This window comes from Lachnobacterium bovis (genome assembly GCF_900111325.1).
GTDB classification, from domain to species: domain Bacteria; phylum Bacillota; class Clostridia; order Lachnospirales; family Lachnospiraceae; genus Roseburia; species Roseburia bovis_A.
This window is the reverse complement of the sequence record NZ_FOGW01000009.1, coordinates 93,111-106,236: the sequence shown is the minus strand read 5'-3', so window position 1 is coordinate 106,236 and position 13,126 is coordinate 93,111. Positions and strand designations below refer to the sequence as shown.

Genomic DNA, 13,126 nt, shown 5'->3' with positions numbered 1-13,126 from the left:
CGTTGCTTGGCTAAACATTGAGACTAGTACAGCTTTTTATTTGTGTAATAATTCGTTTTCAATTGCATAAACAGCGTGTCTTACACAATTATCACAAGAGCATAGCATATTTCCGGATTCAATGCCCTTTATATTTTTACAAATAGTATCACCGCATGCTTGAGAAAAATAACTTAATAGTAATTTACCATTTGAAGGATTTTTAGGATTTACACTTGGGATACAGCCAGCAACAATTGAAGCTCCGATTAAAGCTCCGCAAGTTCCTTCAAAACAGCCCATTCCAATTCCAAAGCTACTTCCGATGTTTCGAACCATAGCATCATCCATATCAGTTAAATCAGAAAAGGCTTTAAGTACAGCCTGGCAACAATTGTAGCCGTCATGTTTATAGGAAACAGCTAGTTCACTTCTATCCATTACGAACCTCCTTTTGTATAGATATAATAAAGAATAATAAAGAATAATAAAATAAGTATAGCATAGTTTTAATAAAAAATTAACTGGATTAACTAAAAAGGCTGTGCTAGAATAGTATGCGCTAGATAATTAAAAATCGTTTAGAAGGAGACAAGATGGAAGCTTGTAAATATAAAAAGAAATGTGGAGGTTGTGATTACCAAGGCATTTCATATGATGAACAATTAAGTAAAAAACAAAAATATATAAATAAATTACTTGGTAAATATGGAAGAGTTCAAAATATTGTTGGAATGAAAAATCCATATAATTATAGACATAAAGTAAGTGCAGCGTTTAGTTTTACTAGACAAGGAAAAGTAATTGCTGGTACATATAAGGAAGGAACACATGATGTGGTTGATATTCCAGAGTGCCAAATCGAAGATTTAGAAAGCAAGAAGATTATAAATGACATTAAGAATTTATTGAAGTCATTTAAAATTAAAACGTATGATGAAGATACAGGTTATGGTTTGCTTCGTCATGTTATGATTAGAAAAAGTTATTATAATAATGAAATAATGGTTGTGTTAGTATTATCATCACCAATTCTACCATCGAAGAATAACTTCGTAAAAGCATTAAGAAAAGATAATCCTAATATAAGCACAGTAGTGATTAATGTTAATGACAAAAAAACAAGTATGGTTCTTGGAGAAAGAAATATAGTAATTTATGGTAAAGGTTTTATAGAAGATAAATTATGTGGAATGACATTTAGAATTTCACCTTCATCTTTTTACCAGGTTAATCCTGAGCAAACAGAAAAAATTTATTATAAAGCAGTTGAATATGCAAAACCTTCTTTAAAGAAGAAAATGATAGATGCATATTGTGGAACTGGAACTATCGGACTTGTAATGAGTAAAAAAGCAAAAGAAGTAATAGGCGTTGAATTAAATTCAGATGCTATAAGAGATGCGATTACTAATGCCAAAAAGAATAATAGTAGAAATATTAAGTTCTATAATGAAGATGCAACAGAATTTATGCTTAAGTTAGCAAGCAAAGGTGAGAAGGTTGACGTTGTTGTTATGGATCCACCTAGAAGTGGAAGTACACCAGAATTTATTGAAGCAGCATCAAAACTTGCACCAAATAGAATAGTATATGTTTCTTGTAATCCTGAAACATTAAAAAGAGATTTGGAATATTTTGAAATGAAAAATTATAAAGTAAAGGAAATGACACCATATGATCAATTTCCATTTACTAAACACATAGAAGTGGTAAGTGTACTTGTAAGAGAATAAATATGTTTTTAAAACAGCATAATTAAAGAATGAAAAAGTGCACAAAAAAGCAAAATATTTTTTGTAAATATTGGTGATAAATTTTAAAAATAAAAACGGAAAATATGTTGCAAAAAAGATGATATTAGGTTATAATATGAATTGCTGTGACATTGATAGCGATGAAATGTGAGGTTGCTACCCGATGTGGTAGGTTTTCCATGGAGCGAATGTCAAGTTAGGAAACTGACGACAAGTCACTGTACAAACAATATGGACTACCAAAGTGTAGGGATAACGTGTGTTCAAATAGATGACACACACGGGGAAGTGTACAGTCACCGCTTGTCGTACTGAAGTAAAAGTGCGAAAAGGAGGCGACTTTTTTTATGGCAAGTCAAGTAATGAGAATTACTCTTAAAGCTTATGATCACGAATTAGTTGATTCATCAGCAAAAAAAATTATCGAAACTGTAAAGAAGAACGGATCACAGGTGAGCGGTCCAGTACCTCTTCCAACAAAGAAGGAAGTTGTTACTATCTTAAGAGCTGTTCACAAATATAAAGATTCACGCGAGCAGTTTGAGCAGAGAACTCATAAGAGACTTATTGATATCACAACACCAACACAGAAAACTGTTGATGCTTTATCAAGATTAGAAGTACCAGCTGGTGTATTTATCGATATCAAAATGAAAGAGAAATAAAATTTCTCAAAAAATAATTAAGATATCCCTGATTAGTTAATATAGATTGACTGCTCTAGGATGAACGGGTCCGCTACTTATTTATTCTATATAATAAGCAAGAAGCGTTCCGCTGTAGAAAACAGGAGGTAAAGAAATGAAGAAAGCGATTTTAGCAACAAAAGTCGGTATGACACAGATCTTCAATGCTGATGGCGTATTAGTACCAGTTACAGTATTACAAGCTGGTCCTTGTGTAGTAACACAGATCAAAACTGTTGAGAATGATGGTTACAGCGCTGTTCAGGTTGGTTTTGCTGACAAGGTAGCAAAAGTTGTAAGCAAAGATGCTAATGGAAACAAGAAAGTTGGTCATAGACATGGCCTTAACAAAGCTCAGATGGGACATTTTGAAAAAGCAGGTGTTTCAGGTAAGAGATTTGTAAAAGAATTCAGATTTGAAAACGCAGATGAGTACAAATTAGCAGATGAAATTAAAGCTGATATCTTCGCAGAAGGCGATAAGATTGATGCTACAGCAATTTCAAAAGGTAAAGGATTCCAAGGTGCAATCAAGAGATTAGGACAGCACAGAGGACCTATGGCTCACGGTTCTAAATTCCACCGTCACCAGGGTTCAAACGGTTCTTGTTCAACACCAAGTAGAGTATTCAAAGGAAAAGGAATGCCAGGACACATGGGTAGCGTAAAAGTTACAATTCAGAATCTTGAAGTTGTAAGAGTTGACGCTGAGAACAATTTACTTTTAGTAAAAGGTGCTGTACCAGGAGCTAAAAAGTCACTTATCACTATTAAAGAGACTTGCAAGGTTAGATAAGCACTTGAATTAAGAAAGGAGGAACTTTACGATGGCTAAAGTAGCTGTTTATAATATGGAAGGCGCTGAAGTTGAATCAATTGAATTAAATGATTCAGTATTCGGTGTAGAAATAAATGAACACTTAGTTCACATGGCTGTACTTCAACAGCTTGCAAATAATCGCCAAGGAACACAGAAAGCAAAAACACGTTCTGAAGTTCGTGGAGGCGGAAGAAAACCATGGAGACAAAAAGGAACAGGTCATGCAAGACAGGGTTCTACAAGAGCTCCACAATGGACAGGTGGTGGAATGGTATTCGCTCCAACACCAAGAGATTACTCTTTCAAAATTAACAAAAAAGAAAAGAGAATCGCTTTAAAATCAGTTTTAACATCAAAAGTTTCAGAAGAAAAATTTGTTGTTGTTGATGATTTAAAATTAGATGAAATCAAAACAAAGAAATTTGTTGAAGTTTTAAATAACCTTAAAACAAATAAAGCTTTAGTTGTATTAGAGGATATGAACAAGAATGTTATTGCATCTGCAAAAAATATCCACACTGTTAAAACAGCTCAGGTTAATGAGCTTAACGTATACGATGTATTAAAATATGATACAGTTATCGTAACTAAAGCTGCTGTTAAAAATATCGAGGAGGTATATGCATAATGGCTGATATTAAATACTATGATGTAATCCTCAAACCAGTAGTAACTGAGAAGAGTATGGGAGCTATGGCTGAAAAGAAATATACATTTTTAGTTCATCCAGAAGCTAACAAAACTATGATTAAAAATGCAGTTGAGAAAATGTTCCCAGGAACAGTTGTTGCAAAAGTAAATACAATGAACTGCTCTGGAAAGAAAAAACGCCGTGGAATGGTTTACGGTAAAACTGCTAAAACTAAGAAAGCAATCGTTACACTTACAGCTGAAAGTGAAGATATTGAACTTTTCGCAGAAGCTTAATAACAGCGAAGAAGAATATGCACAGAAAAGTGCGATAAAAAATCGAAAGGAGAAAGAGAATGGGAATTAAGACATATAACCCATATACACCTTCTAGAAGAAATATGACTGGCTCAGATTTCGCAGAGATTACAAAAACAACTCCTGAGAAATCATTATTAGCACCATTAAAGAAACACGCTGGTCGTAACAATCAGGGTAAAATTACAGTTAGACACCATGGTGGTGGAAACAGAAAGAAATATAGATTAATCGATTTTAAGAGAAACATTGATGGTATTCCAGCAAAAGTTATCGGTATCGAGTATGATCCAAACAGAACTTCAAACATTGCGTTAATCGTATATGCTGATGGTAGAAAATCATACATCTTAGCTCCACAGGGACTTACAGATGGAATGGTAGTTATGAACGGACCAGAAGCAGAAGTTCGTGTTGGTAACTGCTTACCACTTGAAAATATTCCAGTTGGTACACAAATTCACAATATCGAAATCATGCCAGGTAGAGGTGGACAGTTAGTTCGTTCTGCAGGTAATGCAGCTCAGTTAATGGCTAAAGAAGGAAAGTATGCTACATTACGTCTTCCTTCAGGAGAAATGAGATTAGTACCAATCACATGTCGTGCTACAATCGGTGTTGTAGGTAATGCTGAACATAACCTTATTAATATCGGTAAAGCTGGTCGTAAACGTCACATGGGTATTCGTCCTACAGTTCGTGGATCTGTTATGAACCCTAATGACCATCCACACGGTGGTGGTGAAGGTAAAGCTCCAGTTGGACGTTCAGGACCAATGACTCCTTGGGGTAAACCAGCTCTTGGATTGAAGACAAGAAAGAAAAATAAACATTCTAACAAACTTATCATAAGAAGAAGAGATGGTAAGGCAATCAAATAATTAGGAGGTTATTATAATGGCACGTTCACTTAAAAAAGGACCATTTGCTGACGAAAGCTTATTAAAAAAAGTTGATGCGATGAACGCTTCTGGCGAAAATCAAGTAATCAAAACTTGGTCACGTCGTTCAACAATTTTCCCATCTTTCGTTGGACACACAATTGCTGTTCATGATGGTAGAAAACACGTACCTGTATATATTACAGAAGATATGGTTGGACATAAACTTGGTGAGTTCGTATCTACAAGAACTTACAGAGGTCATGGAGCGGATGAAAAGAAATCTGCAGTAGGCAGATAGTAAGATTACTGAAAGGAGGTTCTAACCATGGCAAGAGGACATAGATCACAAATTAAAAGAGATAGAAATGCAGTTAAAGACAACAGACCTTCAGCTAAGTTATCTTACGCAAGAGTATCTGTTCAGAAGGCATGTTTCGTTTTAGATGCTATTCGTGGAAAAGACGTACAGACAGCTCTTGGTATTGTAATGTACAATCCAAGATATGCTTCAAGTCTTGTTGAAAAGTTATTAAGATCAGCTATTGCAAACGCTGTTAACAATAACGGTATGAGAGAAGAGAACCTTGTAGTAGCTGAATGCTATGCTAACAAGGGACCAACAATGAAGAGAATCAAACCTAGAGCACAAGGAAGAGCTTATAGAATCGAAAAAAGAATGAGCCACATCACAATTGTGCTAGATGAAAGATAGGAGGAGAATTCATGGGACAGAAAGTTAATCCTCATGGCTTAAGAGTTGGCGTAATCAAAGACTGGAACTCAAAATGGTATGCAGACAAAGATTTCGCTGATTACTTAGTAGAAGATCATGAAATCAGAACTTTTTTGAAAAATAAGTTATACGCAGCTGGTGTTTCAAAGATTGATATTGAAAGATCATCTGATCGTGTAAAAGTTATCATTTATACAGCTAGACCAGGTGTTGTAATTGGTAAGGGCGGAGCTGAAATTGAGAAAGTTAAAGCAGAAGTTCAGAAATTAACATCTAAAAAACTAGTTATCGATATTAAAGAAGTAAAAAGACCAGACAAAGATGCTCAGTTAGTAGCTGAGAACATTGCATTACAGTTAGAGAACCGTGTTTCTTTCCGTAGAGCAATGAAATCTTGTATGGGAAGAGCTATGAAATCAGGAGTTAAGGGTATCAAAACAACATGTTCTGGACGTCTTGGCGGTGCTGATATGGCTCGTACAGAAAGTTACAGTGATGGAACTATTCCACTTCAGACATTAAGAGCTGACATTGATTATGGATTCGCTGAAGCAGATACAACTTATGGTAAAGTTGGTGTTAAAGTTTGGATCTATAAAGGAGAGGTACTTCCTACAAGAGCTAATAAGGAAGGAGGAGCTAAATAATTATGTTAATGCCAAAGAGAGTAAAACATCGTAAACAGTTCCGTGGTTCTATGGCTGGAAAAGCTACAAGAGGTAACAAAATCACTTATGGTGAGTACGGTATCGTAGCTTTAGATCCATGTTGGATTAAATCTAATCAGATCGAAGCAGCCCGTGTAGCTATGACAAGACACGTAAAACGTGGTGGTAAAGTTTGGATCAAAATTTTCCCAGAAAAACCTGTAACACGTAAACCTATGGGTGTTCGTATGGGTAAAGGTAAAGGATCCCTTGAGTACTGGGTAGCAGTTGTTAAGCCAGGAAGAGTATTATTTGAGATCGCAGGTGTACCTGAAGACGTTGCTAAAGAAGCTTTACGTCTTGCTACACACAAATTACCTTGCAGATGTAAGATAGTTTCTCGTGCAGATTTAGAAGGCGGTGAATCAAATGAAAAATAATTATATTAATGAATTAAAAGCACAGTCTGTTGAAGATTTACAGGCTAAGCTTGTAGAAGCAAAAAAAGAACTTTTCAATTTGAGATTCCAGAATGCAACAAATCAGTTGACTAACACAGCTAGAATTAAACTTGTTAGAAGAGATATCGCAAGAATTCAAACTGTTATTACTGAAAAATCAAAAGTTGCAGAGTAATCGATATCCTACAGAAAGGAGATTTATATCGTGGAAGGAAGAAATCTTAGAAAAACACGTATTGGTGTTGTTGTAAGTGACAAGATGAACAAAACAATTACTGTTGCAGTTCTTAACAACGAAAGACATCCACTTTACAACAAGATCGTTAAAAAGACATATAAATTAAAAGCACATGATGAATTAAACGATGCTAAAATCGGTGATAAAGTAAAAGTAATGGAAACAAGACCTCTATCAAAAGATAAGAGATGGAGACTTGTAGAAGTAATAGAAAGAGCAAAATAATCAAAGGAGGCTACAAGCATGGTACAGCAGGAAAGTAGACTCAAAGTCGCTGATAATACAGGAGCAAAAGAATTACTTGTTATCCGCGTTATGGGTGGATCTACTAGAAGATATGCGAACATTGGTGATGTTATCGTTGCTACAGTAAAAGATGCAACACCAGGTGGCGTTGTAAAAAAAGGTGACGTTGTAAAAGCCGTTGTTGTTCGTACAGTAAAAGGTGCCCGTCGTAAAGATGGTTCATATATTAAATTTGATGAAAACGCAGCAGTTATTCTTAAAGATGACAATACTCCAAGAGGAACTCGTATTTTTGGACCAGTAGCTCGTGAGCTTCGTGAGAAACAGTTTATGAGAATTGTTTCTTTAGCTCCAGAAGTATTATAGGAGGTACTTACAGATGGCTAGCATGAAAATTAAAAAAGGCGATAATGTTGTTGTAATCGCTGGTAGATATACAAATCAAGAAGGCAAAGTTATTGCTGTTAACAAAAAAGATAATTCACTTATTGTTGAAGGTGTTAACATGGTTACAAAACATGCTAAACCTAGCATGGCTAATCAACAAGGTGGTATTATCCAAAAAGAAGGCAAAATCGATGCTTCAAATGTAATGCTTATGCACAATGGCGTTCGTACAAGAGTTGGTTTTAGAGTAGAAGACGGTAAAAAAGTTCGTTATGCTAAAAAAACTGGCGAAGTAATTGATACAGTCATTGACAAGAAAAAAGTAAGAGAATCTAAATAATTACTGGAGAGAGGAGGAAAATTCAGTTGAGTAGACTTAAAGAACAATACGATAACGAGATCAAAGACGCAATGGTCAAAAAATTTGGTTATAAGAATGTTATGGAGATTCCAAAACTTTCTAAAATCGTTGTAAATATGGGTGTTGGAGAAGCTAAAGAAAATAGCAAAGTTCTCGATGCAGCCGTTAAAGATATGGAAACAATCACAGGTCAAAAAGTTGTTAAGACAAAAGCTAAAAACGCTATTGCTAACTTCAAGATCCGTGAAGGTATGCCAATTGGATGTAAAGTTACATTACGTGGAGAAAAAATGTATGAGTTCGCTGATCGTTTAATTAACCTTGCATTACCACGTGTACGTGACTTTAGAGGTGTAAATCCTAACGCATTCGATGGTCGTGGAAACTATGCTCTTGGTATTAAAGAACAGATTATTTTCCCAGAAATCGAATATGATAAAGTTGACAAAGTTAGAGGTATGGATATTATCTTCGTAACTACAGCTAAAACAGATGAAGAAGCACGTGAATTATTGACATTATTCAATATGCCATTTGCTAAATAAGTAGGAGGGAATTTTAATGGCTAAGAAATCAATGAAAGTTAAACAACAACGTCCAGCAAAATTCTCTACTAGAGAATACACACGTTGTAGAATTTGTGGTCGTCCACATTCAGTATTAAAAAAATACGGAATTTGCAGAGTTTGCTTCCGTGAATTAGCTTACAAAGGAGAAATCCCAGGAGTAAGAAAAGCTTCTTGGTAATTTCTAAAAGTAGGTAGTAGAAATCCTAAGTAGGTGGTGAGGGAAGTTATTCCCGAGCCATAGACAGGATTGTAATGATATTAATTTTACTCTCAAGAAGGAGGAAACCTAAAGCATGGTAACAAGTGATCCAATTGCAGATATGCTTACAAGAATTCGTAATGCAAACACTGCTAAACACGATACAGTAGATATTCCAGCTTCTAAAACAAAAGTTTCAATTGCTAACATTCTTGTTGATGAAGGTTGGGTAGAAAAATACGAGATTGTTGAAGATGGAAATTTCAAAAACATCCGTGTTACATTAAAATACAGCGCAGATAAAAGTGAAAGAATTATCACTGGATTAAAGAGAATTTCTAAACCAGGTTTAAGAGTATATACTGGTAAAAACGAAATCCCTAGAGTACTTGATGGATTAGGAACAGCTATTCTTTCAACAAACCAGGGAATCATTACTGATAGAGAAGCTAGAAAGCTTCAAGTTGGTGGAGAAGTATTAGCATTTGTATGGTAGTATTTCAAGGTATAAATCGATAGATTTGTACTTAAGTCTTTAGGTAATGGGCTAAGGACGCTATTTAGTCTGTAAATGACTAAAATGAACTCTAAAAGTATAAACCAATCTTGTTAGGTTGGACATACTATATATTAACGATGAATTTTCATCAATACAAAATAGGAGGTACGGGCATGTCACGTATAGGAAGAATGCCAATCGCAATTCCAGCAGGCGTAACTGTTGAGGTTGCAGAAAATAATCATGTGACTGTAAAAGGTCCTAAAGGAACTCTTGAAAGAACACTTTCTTCTGAAATGAATATTGCTATTGAAGAAGACAAAGTTGTTGTTACTAGACCTAATGATTTAAAGAAAATGAAATCATTACATGGTTTGACAAGAACATTAATTAACAACATGGTAGTTGGTGTAACTGATGGTTATACAAAAACTCTTGAAGTTAATGGTGTTGGTTATAGAGCATCTAAATCTGGAAACAAATTAACATTAAACTTAGGATACTCACATCCAGTTGAAATGATTGATCCAGAAGGTCTTGAAGCAGTAGTTGAAGACAATAAAATTATTGTAAAAGGTATCGATAAAGAACGCGTTGGCCAGTACGCAGCTGAAATCAGAGATAAGAGAAGACCAGAACCTTACAAAGGTAAAGGTATCAAATATGCTGATGAAGTTATTAGACGTAAAGTTGGTAAGACTGGTAAGAAATAATTAGAAGGAGTGGACAAGTAATGGTTAGTAAAAAATCAAGAACACAGGTTCGTGAAAAGAAACATAAAAGAATGCGTAATCATCTTGCAGGTACTGCAGAACGTCCACGTTTAGCAGTATTCAGAAGCAATCAACATATGTATGCTCAGATTATTGACGATACTGTTGGACATACAATTGTTTCTGCATCTACTCTTAATAAAGACGTGAAAGCAGAACTTGAGTATACAAATAACGTTGATGCAGCTGCTAAGCTTGGTACAGTTATTGCAAAAAAAGCTTTAGACAAAAACATTAAAGAAGTTGTTTTTGATAGAGGCGGATTCATTTACCAAGGTAAAGTTAAAGCTTTAGCTGAAGCAGCAAGAGAAGCTGGATTAGAGTTCTAGAAAATTTCTAGACTCTCCGCTTTCTACTTAGAAAAGTGGAAAGATTTAAAATTTTAGGAGGAAATAACATGAAACGTGAAATCATTGATGCAAGTCAATTAGAATTAGTTGACAACGTTGTTGACATCAAACGTGTAACAAAGGTTGTTAAAGGTGGACGTAACATGCGTTTCACAGCTCTCGTTGTTGTTGGCGATAAGAATGGTCATGTTGGTGCTGGTCTTGGTAAAGCAGCTGAAGTTCCAGAAGCTATCCGTAAAGGAAGAGAAGATGCAATCAAGAACTTAATCAACGTTAAATTAGACGATAACAAGAGTGTTACTCATGACGTAACAGGTAAATATACAGGTGCTTCTGTATTATTAAAGAAGTCTCCTGAAGGTACTGGTATCATCGCTGGTGGTCCAGCACGTAGTGTGTGCGAATTAGCAGGTATCGAAAACATTCGTACAAAATCATTAGGATCAAACAATAAGCAGAACGTTGTACTTGCTACAATTGAAGCTTTAAGACAGTTAAAATCCCCAGAAGAAGTTGCAAGACTTCGTGGTAAATCTGTTGAAGAAATCTTGGGTTAAGGAGGAATTGAATAATGGCAGATAAGAAAGTAAAAGTTACACTTATTAAGTCCACAATTGGTGCAGTTCCTAAGAACAAGAAAACAATCGAAGCTTTGGGATTAACAAAATTAAACAAAACTGTTGAGTTGCCAGATAATGCAGCTACACAGGGAGCTCTTCGCAAAGTAGCACCATATGTAAAGGTAGAAGAAGCATAATTTAGTTTTAAGATAAGGAGGTGCAAGTATGGATTTATCAAGTTTAAAAGCTGCTGCTGGTTCAAGACAAAGCAGCAATTTTAGAAAAGGTCGTGGACATGGTTCAGGCAATGGTAAAACAGCTGGTAAAGGACATAAAGGTCAGAAAGCTCGTTCAGGAGCACCAAGACCAGGTTTTGAAGGTGGACAAATGCCTTTATACAGACGTTTGCCTAAGAGAGGTTTCACAAATAGAAACTCTAAAGACATCGTTGCAATTAATATTAGCACTTTAGATAGATTCGAAAATGATACAACAGTTTCAGTTGCTACATTAATCGAATGTGGTATCGTTAAGAATCCAAGAGATGGTGTTAAGATTTTAGGTAATGGAGAATTAACTAAAAAACTTACTGTTCAAGCTGACGCATTCAGCGCAAGTGCTAAAGAGAAAATCGAAGCACTTGGTGGAAAAGCTGAGGTGATCTAATGCTAGAAACAGTCCGTAATGCATTTAAAATTAAAGATATTCGTAAGAAAATTTTATATACTTTTTTTATGCTTATAGTCATCAGAATAGGGAGTCAACTTCCTATTCCTGGTGTAAATGGCAAAGTATTCTCGGAGTGGTTTAAAAACCAGACATCAGATGGATTGGGATTTTTTAATGCAATTACTGGCGGTTCGTTTTTAAATATGTCGGTATTCGCACTGAATATCACACCATACATCACAGCATCTATCATTATTCAACTTCTAACTGTAGCTATTCCACAATTGGAAAAGATGCAAGAAGATGGAGAAGATGGTAGAAAGAAGATTGTTGCGATTACAAGATACTTGACTGTTGTTTTAGGCCTAGTACAGTCTATTGCAATGGTTGTAAGTTTTTACCGTGGCGGATACTTAAATACAAAATTACCAACAGCACTTAATATTGTTATGGTAGTTTCTGTATTAACAGCTGGTTCAGTTATTTTAATGTGGATCGGTGAACAAATTACTGAGAAGGGTATTGGAAATGGTATTTCTATTGTATTAACAATTAATATTATTTCAAGAATGCCAGAAGATATTGGTTCTTTATGGACACAATTTATTTCTGGAAAGAAAATACCTAAAGCAACTTTGGCAGCATTTATTATTGCTGTTATTATAATTGCTATGGTATGGTTCGTAGTTTTACTTCAAGGAGCAGAGCGCAGAATTCCTGTTCAGTATTCAAAGAAAATACAAGGAAGAAAACAAGTTGGCGGACAACATACAAATATTCCTTTAAAAGTAAATACAGCTGGTGTTATTCCAGTTATCTTTGCACAATCATTGTTACAAACACCTGTAATTATTGCAAGTGTTCTTGGAAAAGATAAAGGAACAGGTATTGGAGCAAAGATTCTTAATACATTATCACAATCAAACTGGTGTAAAGCGGAACATCCTGAATATAATATCGGTTTGTTAGTGTATATTTTATTAATTATAGCGTTTGCATATTTCTATACACAGATTACTTTTAATCCATTAGAAATTGCAAATAATATGAAACGTTCTGGTGGATTTATTCCAGGTATTAGACCAGGTAAATCGACAAGCGATTATTTGAATACAATTTTAAATTATGTTGTTTTCACAGGAGCTATCGGATTAGCAATTGTTGCGTTTGTACCAATCTTCTTTAATGGAGTTTTCGGAGCTCAAGTTTCATTTGGTGGAACATCTATTATCATCATCGTAGGTGTTATCATTGAAACAATTAAACAGGTTGAGTCACAAATGTTAGTGCGCTATTACAAAGGTTTCTTAAGCGACTAATTTGAATGCACAATTGGAGATACGGCTTAGACTGTATCTCC

At 35.1% G+C, this 13,126-nt stretch carries 24 protein-coding genes; 23 read left to right on the top strand and 1 reads right to left on the bottom strand.

What is annotated here, in order from left to right:
- Positions 1-36: 36 nt before the first annotated feature.
- Positions 37-420 carry a C-GCAxxG-C-C family protein gene (locus BMY79_RS05030; protein WP_022749253.1) on the bottom strand — a complete coding sequence of 128 codons (384 nt, stop codon included), beginning with the start codon at positions 418-420 and terminating at the stop codon, positions 37-39.
- Between the two features lie 155 nt (positions 421-575).
- On the opposite strand from BMY79_RS05030, the gene rlmD reads away from it, so the two are divergent.
- The 23 genes from rlmD (at position 576) to secY (ending at position 13,085) form a co-directional block, all read left to right on the top strand.
- Positions 576-1,715 carry a 23S rRNA (uracil(1939)-C(5))-methyltransferase RlmD gene (gene rlmD, locus BMY79_RS05025; protein WP_074730502.1) on the top strand — a complete coding sequence of 380 codons (1,140 nt, stop codon included), beginning with the start codon at positions 576-578 and terminating at the stop codon, positions 1,713-1,715.
- Between the two features lie 368 nt (positions 1,716-2,083).
- The gene (gene rpsJ / locus BMY79_RS05020) at positions 2,084-2,401 is read left to right on the top strand and encodes a 30S ribosomal protein S10 (protein ID WP_022749251.1); all 318 of its coding nucleotides are present in this window, start codon (positions 2,084-2,086) and stop codon (positions 2,399-2,401) included.
- 136 nt (positions 2,402-2,537) lie between these two features.
- Positions 2,538-3,218 (top strand): 50S ribosomal protein L3, encoded by a 681-nt coding sequence (rplC, locus tag BMY79_RS05015; protein WP_022749249.1) that lies wholly within the window; start codon positions 2,538-2,540, stop codon positions 3,216-3,218.
- Between the two features lie 31 nt (positions 3,219-3,249).
- A complete protein-coding gene (gene rplD / locus BMY79_RS05010; RefSeq protein ID WP_022749248.1) occupies positions 3,250-3,870 on the top strand; it encodes a 50S ribosomal protein L4 in 621 nt (206 codons plus the stop codon).
- Positions 3,870-4,169 (top strand): 50S ribosomal protein L23, encoded by a 300-nt coding sequence (gene rplW / locus BMY79_RS05005; RefSeq protein ID WP_022749247.1) that lies wholly within the window; start codon positions 3,870-3,872, stop codon positions 4,167-4,169. The genes rplD and rplW overlap by 1 nt, the downstream gene beginning before the upstream one ends.
- A gap of 59 nt (positions 4,170-4,228) precedes the next feature.
- Positions 4,229-5,071 (top strand): 50S ribosomal protein L2, encoded by an 843-nt coding sequence (gene rplB, locus BMY79_RS05000; RefSeq protein WP_022749245.1) that lies wholly within the window; start codon positions 4,229-4,231, stop codon positions 5,069-5,071.
- 16 nt (positions 5,072-5,087) lie between these two features.
- Positions 5,088-5,372: a 30S ribosomal protein S19 gene (rpsS, locus tag BMY79_RS04995; protein ID WP_022749244.1), complete on the top strand. Its 285-nt coding sequence runs from the start codon at positions 5,088-5,090 to the stop codon at positions 5,370-5,372.
- Positions 5,373-5,399: 27 nt separating this feature from the next.
- Complete coding sequence (rplV, locus tag BMY79_RS04990; RefSeq protein WP_022749243.1) at positions 5,400-5,786, top strand: 50S ribosomal protein L22; 387 nt, start codon at positions 5,400-5,402, stop codon at positions 5,784-5,786.
- Positions 5,787-5,797: 11 nt separating this feature from the next.
- Positions 5,798-6,454, top strand: a complete 657-nt coding sequence (gene rpsC, locus BMY79_RS04985; protein WP_022749241.1) for a 30S ribosomal protein S3 — start codon at positions 5,798-5,800, stop codon at positions 6,452-6,454.
- Positions 6,455-6,456: 2 nt separating this feature from the next.
- Complete coding sequence (gene rplP / locus BMY79_RS04980; RefSeq protein ID WP_022749240.1) at positions 6,457-6,894, top strand: 50S ribosomal protein L16; 438 nt, start codon at positions 6,457-6,459, stop codon at positions 6,892-6,894.
- A complete protein-coding gene (gene rpmC / locus BMY79_RS04975; RefSeq protein WP_022749239.1) occupies positions 6,884-7,090 on the top strand; it encodes a 50S ribosomal protein L29 in 207 nt (68 codons plus the stop codon). The genes rplP and rpmC overlap by 11 nt, the downstream gene beginning before the upstream one ends.
- 30 nt (positions 7,091-7,120) lie before the next feature.
- Positions 7,121-7,378, top strand: coding sequence for a 30S ribosomal protein S17 (gene rpsQ / locus BMY79_RS04970; RefSeq protein WP_022749237.1), 258 nt, complete (start codon positions 7,121-7,123; stop codon positions 7,376-7,378).
- An 18-nt stretch (positions 7,379-7,396) separates the two neighbouring features.
- Entirely contained in the window at positions 7,397-7,765 is a 369-nt protein-coding gene (gene rplN, locus BMY79_RS04965; RefSeq protein WP_022749236.1) for a 50S ribosomal protein L14, read from the top strand.
- A 13-nt stretch (positions 7,766-7,778) separates the two neighbouring features.
- Positions 7,779-8,126, top strand: coding sequence for a 50S ribosomal protein L24 (gene rplX / locus BMY79_RS04960; RefSeq protein WP_022749234.1), 348 nt, complete (start codon positions 7,779-7,781; stop codon positions 8,124-8,126).
- 26 nt (positions 8,127-8,152) lie between these two features.
- The gene (gene rplE / locus BMY79_RS04955) at positions 8,153-8,692 is read left to right on the top strand and encodes a 50S ribosomal protein L5 (RefSeq protein ID WP_022749233.1); all 540 of its coding nucleotides are present in this window, start codon (positions 8,153-8,155) and stop codon (positions 8,690-8,692) included.
- A 16-nt stretch (positions 8,693-8,708) separates the two neighbouring features.
- Positions 8,709-8,894 (top strand): type Z 30S ribosomal protein S14, encoded by a 186-nt coding sequence (locus BMY79_RS04950; RefSeq protein ID WP_022749232.1) that lies wholly within the window; start codon positions 8,709-8,711, stop codon positions 8,892-8,894.
- A 115-nt stretch (positions 8,895-9,009) separates the two neighbouring features.
- Entirely contained in the window at positions 9,010-9,411 is a 402-nt protein-coding gene (rpsH, locus tag BMY79_RS04945) for a 30S ribosomal protein S8 (protein ID WP_022749230.1), read from the top strand.
- 176 nt (positions 9,412-9,587) lie between these two features.
- Positions 9,588-10,127 (top strand): 50S ribosomal protein L6, encoded by a 540-nt coding sequence (gene rplF, locus BMY79_RS04940; protein ID WP_027422272.1) that lies wholly within the window; start codon positions 9,588-9,590, stop codon positions 10,125-10,127.
- A gap of 20 nt (positions 10,128-10,147) precedes the next feature.
- Entirely contained in the window at positions 10,148-10,516 is a 369-nt protein-coding gene (rplR, locus tag BMY79_RS04935) for a 50S ribosomal protein L18 (protein WP_022749227.1), read from the top strand.
- Between the two features lie 68 nt (positions 10,517-10,584).
- A complete protein-coding gene (rpsE, locus tag BMY79_RS04930) occupies positions 10,585-11,094 on the top strand; it encodes a 30S ribosomal protein S5 (protein ID WP_022749226.1) in 510 nt (169 codons plus the stop codon).
- Positions 11,095-11,108: 14 nt separating this feature from the next.
- Complete coding sequence (gene rpmD, locus BMY79_RS04925; protein WP_022749225.1) at positions 11,109-11,294, top strand: 50S ribosomal protein L30; 186 nt, start codon at positions 11,109-11,111, stop codon at positions 11,292-11,294.
- A gap of 28 nt (positions 11,295-11,322) precedes the next feature.
- Entirely contained in the window at positions 11,323-11,763 is a 441-nt protein-coding gene (rplO, locus tag BMY79_RS04920; protein WP_022749223.1) for a 50S ribosomal protein L15, read from the top strand.
- Positions 11,763-13,085 carry a preprotein translocase subunit SecY gene (gene secY / locus BMY79_RS04915; RefSeq protein ID WP_022749222.1) on the top strand — a complete coding sequence of 441 codons (1,323 nt, stop codon included), beginning with the start codon at positions 11,763-11,765 and terminating at the stop codon, positions 13,083-13,085. Before rplO ends, secY begins: the two co-directional genes overlap by 1 nt.
- The last annotated feature ends 41 nt before the right edge of the window (positions 13,086-13,126 follow it).

Bases quoted from the DNA above. Each gene is read 5' to 3' on its own strand.
- rplD (WP_022749248.1), top strand. From the start codon at position 3,250: ATGGCTAAAGTAGCTGTTTATAATATGGAAGGCGCTGAAGTTGAATCA.
- rplW (WP_022749247.1), top strand. From the start codon at position 3,870: ATGGCTGATATTAAATACTATGATGTAATCCTCAAACCAGTAGTAACT.
- BMY79_RS04950 (WP_022749232.1), top strand. From the start codon at position 8,709: ATGGCTAAGAAATCAATGAAAGTTAAACAACAACGTCCAGCAAAATTC.
- rpsH (WP_022749230.1), top strand. From the start codon at position 9,010: ATGGTAACAAGTGATCCAATTGCAGATATGCTTACAAGAATTCGTAAT.
- secY (WP_022749222.1), top strand. From the start codon at position 11,763: ATGCTAGAAACAGTCCGTAATGCATTTAAAATTAAAGATATTCGTAAG.
- rpmC (WP_022749239.1), top strand. From the start codon at position 6,884: ATGAAAAATAATTATATTAATGAATTAAAAGCACAGTCTGTTGAAGAT.
- rplF (WP_027422272.1), top strand. From the start codon at position 9,588: ATGTCACGTATAGGAAGAATGCCAATCGCAATTCCAGCAGGCGTAACT.
- rpmD (WP_022749225.1), top strand. From the start codon at position 11,109: ATGGCAGATAAGAAAGTAAAAGTTACACTTATTAAGTCCACAATTGGT.
- rplV (WP_022749243.1), top strand. From the start codon at position 5,400: ATGGCAAGAGGACATAGATCACAAATTAAAAGAGATAGAAATGCAGTT.
- rpsC (WP_022749241.1), top strand. From the start codon at position 5,798: ATGGGACAGAAAGTTAATCCTCATGGCTTAAGAGTTGGCGTAATCAAA.
- rplP (WP_022749240.1), top strand. From the start codon at position 6,457: ATGTTAATGCCAAAGAGAGTAAAACATCGTAAACAGTTCCGTGGTTCT.
- rplB (WP_022749245.1), top strand. From the start codon at position 4,229: ATGGGAATTAAGACATATAACCCATATACACCTTCTAGAAGAAATATG.
- rplO (WP_022749223.1), top strand. From the start codon at position 11,323: ATGGATTTATCAAGTTTAAAAGCTGCTGCTGGTTCAAGACAAAGCAGC.
- BMY79_RS05030 (WP_022749253.1), bottom strand. From the start codon at position 420: ATGGATAGAAGTGAACTAGCTGTTTCCTATAAACATGACGGCTACAAT.
- rplX (WP_022749234.1), top strand. From the start codon at position 7,779: ATGGCTAGCATGAAAATTAAAAAAGGCGATAATGTTGTTGTAATCGCT.
- rplC (WP_022749249.1), top strand. From the start codon at position 2,538: ATGAAGAAAGCGATTTTAGCAACAAAAGTCGGTATGACACAGATCTTC.
- rplR (WP_022749227.1), top strand. From the start codon at position 10,148: ATGGTTAGTAAAAAATCAAGAACACAGGTTCGTGAAAAGAAACATAAA.
- rpsJ (WP_022749251.1), top strand. From the start codon at position 2,084: ATGGCAAGTCAAGTAATGAGAATTACTCTTAAAGCTTATGATCACGAA.
- rplN (WP_022749236.1), top strand. From the start codon at position 7,397: ATGGTACAGCAGGAAAGTAGACTCAAAGTCGCTGATAATACAGGAGCA.
- rpsS (WP_022749244.1), top strand. From the start codon at position 5,088: ATGGCACGTTCACTTAAAAAAGGACCATTTGCTGACGAAAGCTTATTA.
- rpsE (WP_022749226.1), top strand. From the start codon at position 10,585: ATGAAACGTGAAATCATTGATGCAAGTCAATTAGAATTAGTTGACAAC.
- rlmD (WP_074730502.1), top strand. From the start codon at position 576: ATGGAAGCTTGTAAATATAAAAAGAAATGTGGAGGTTGTGATTACCAA.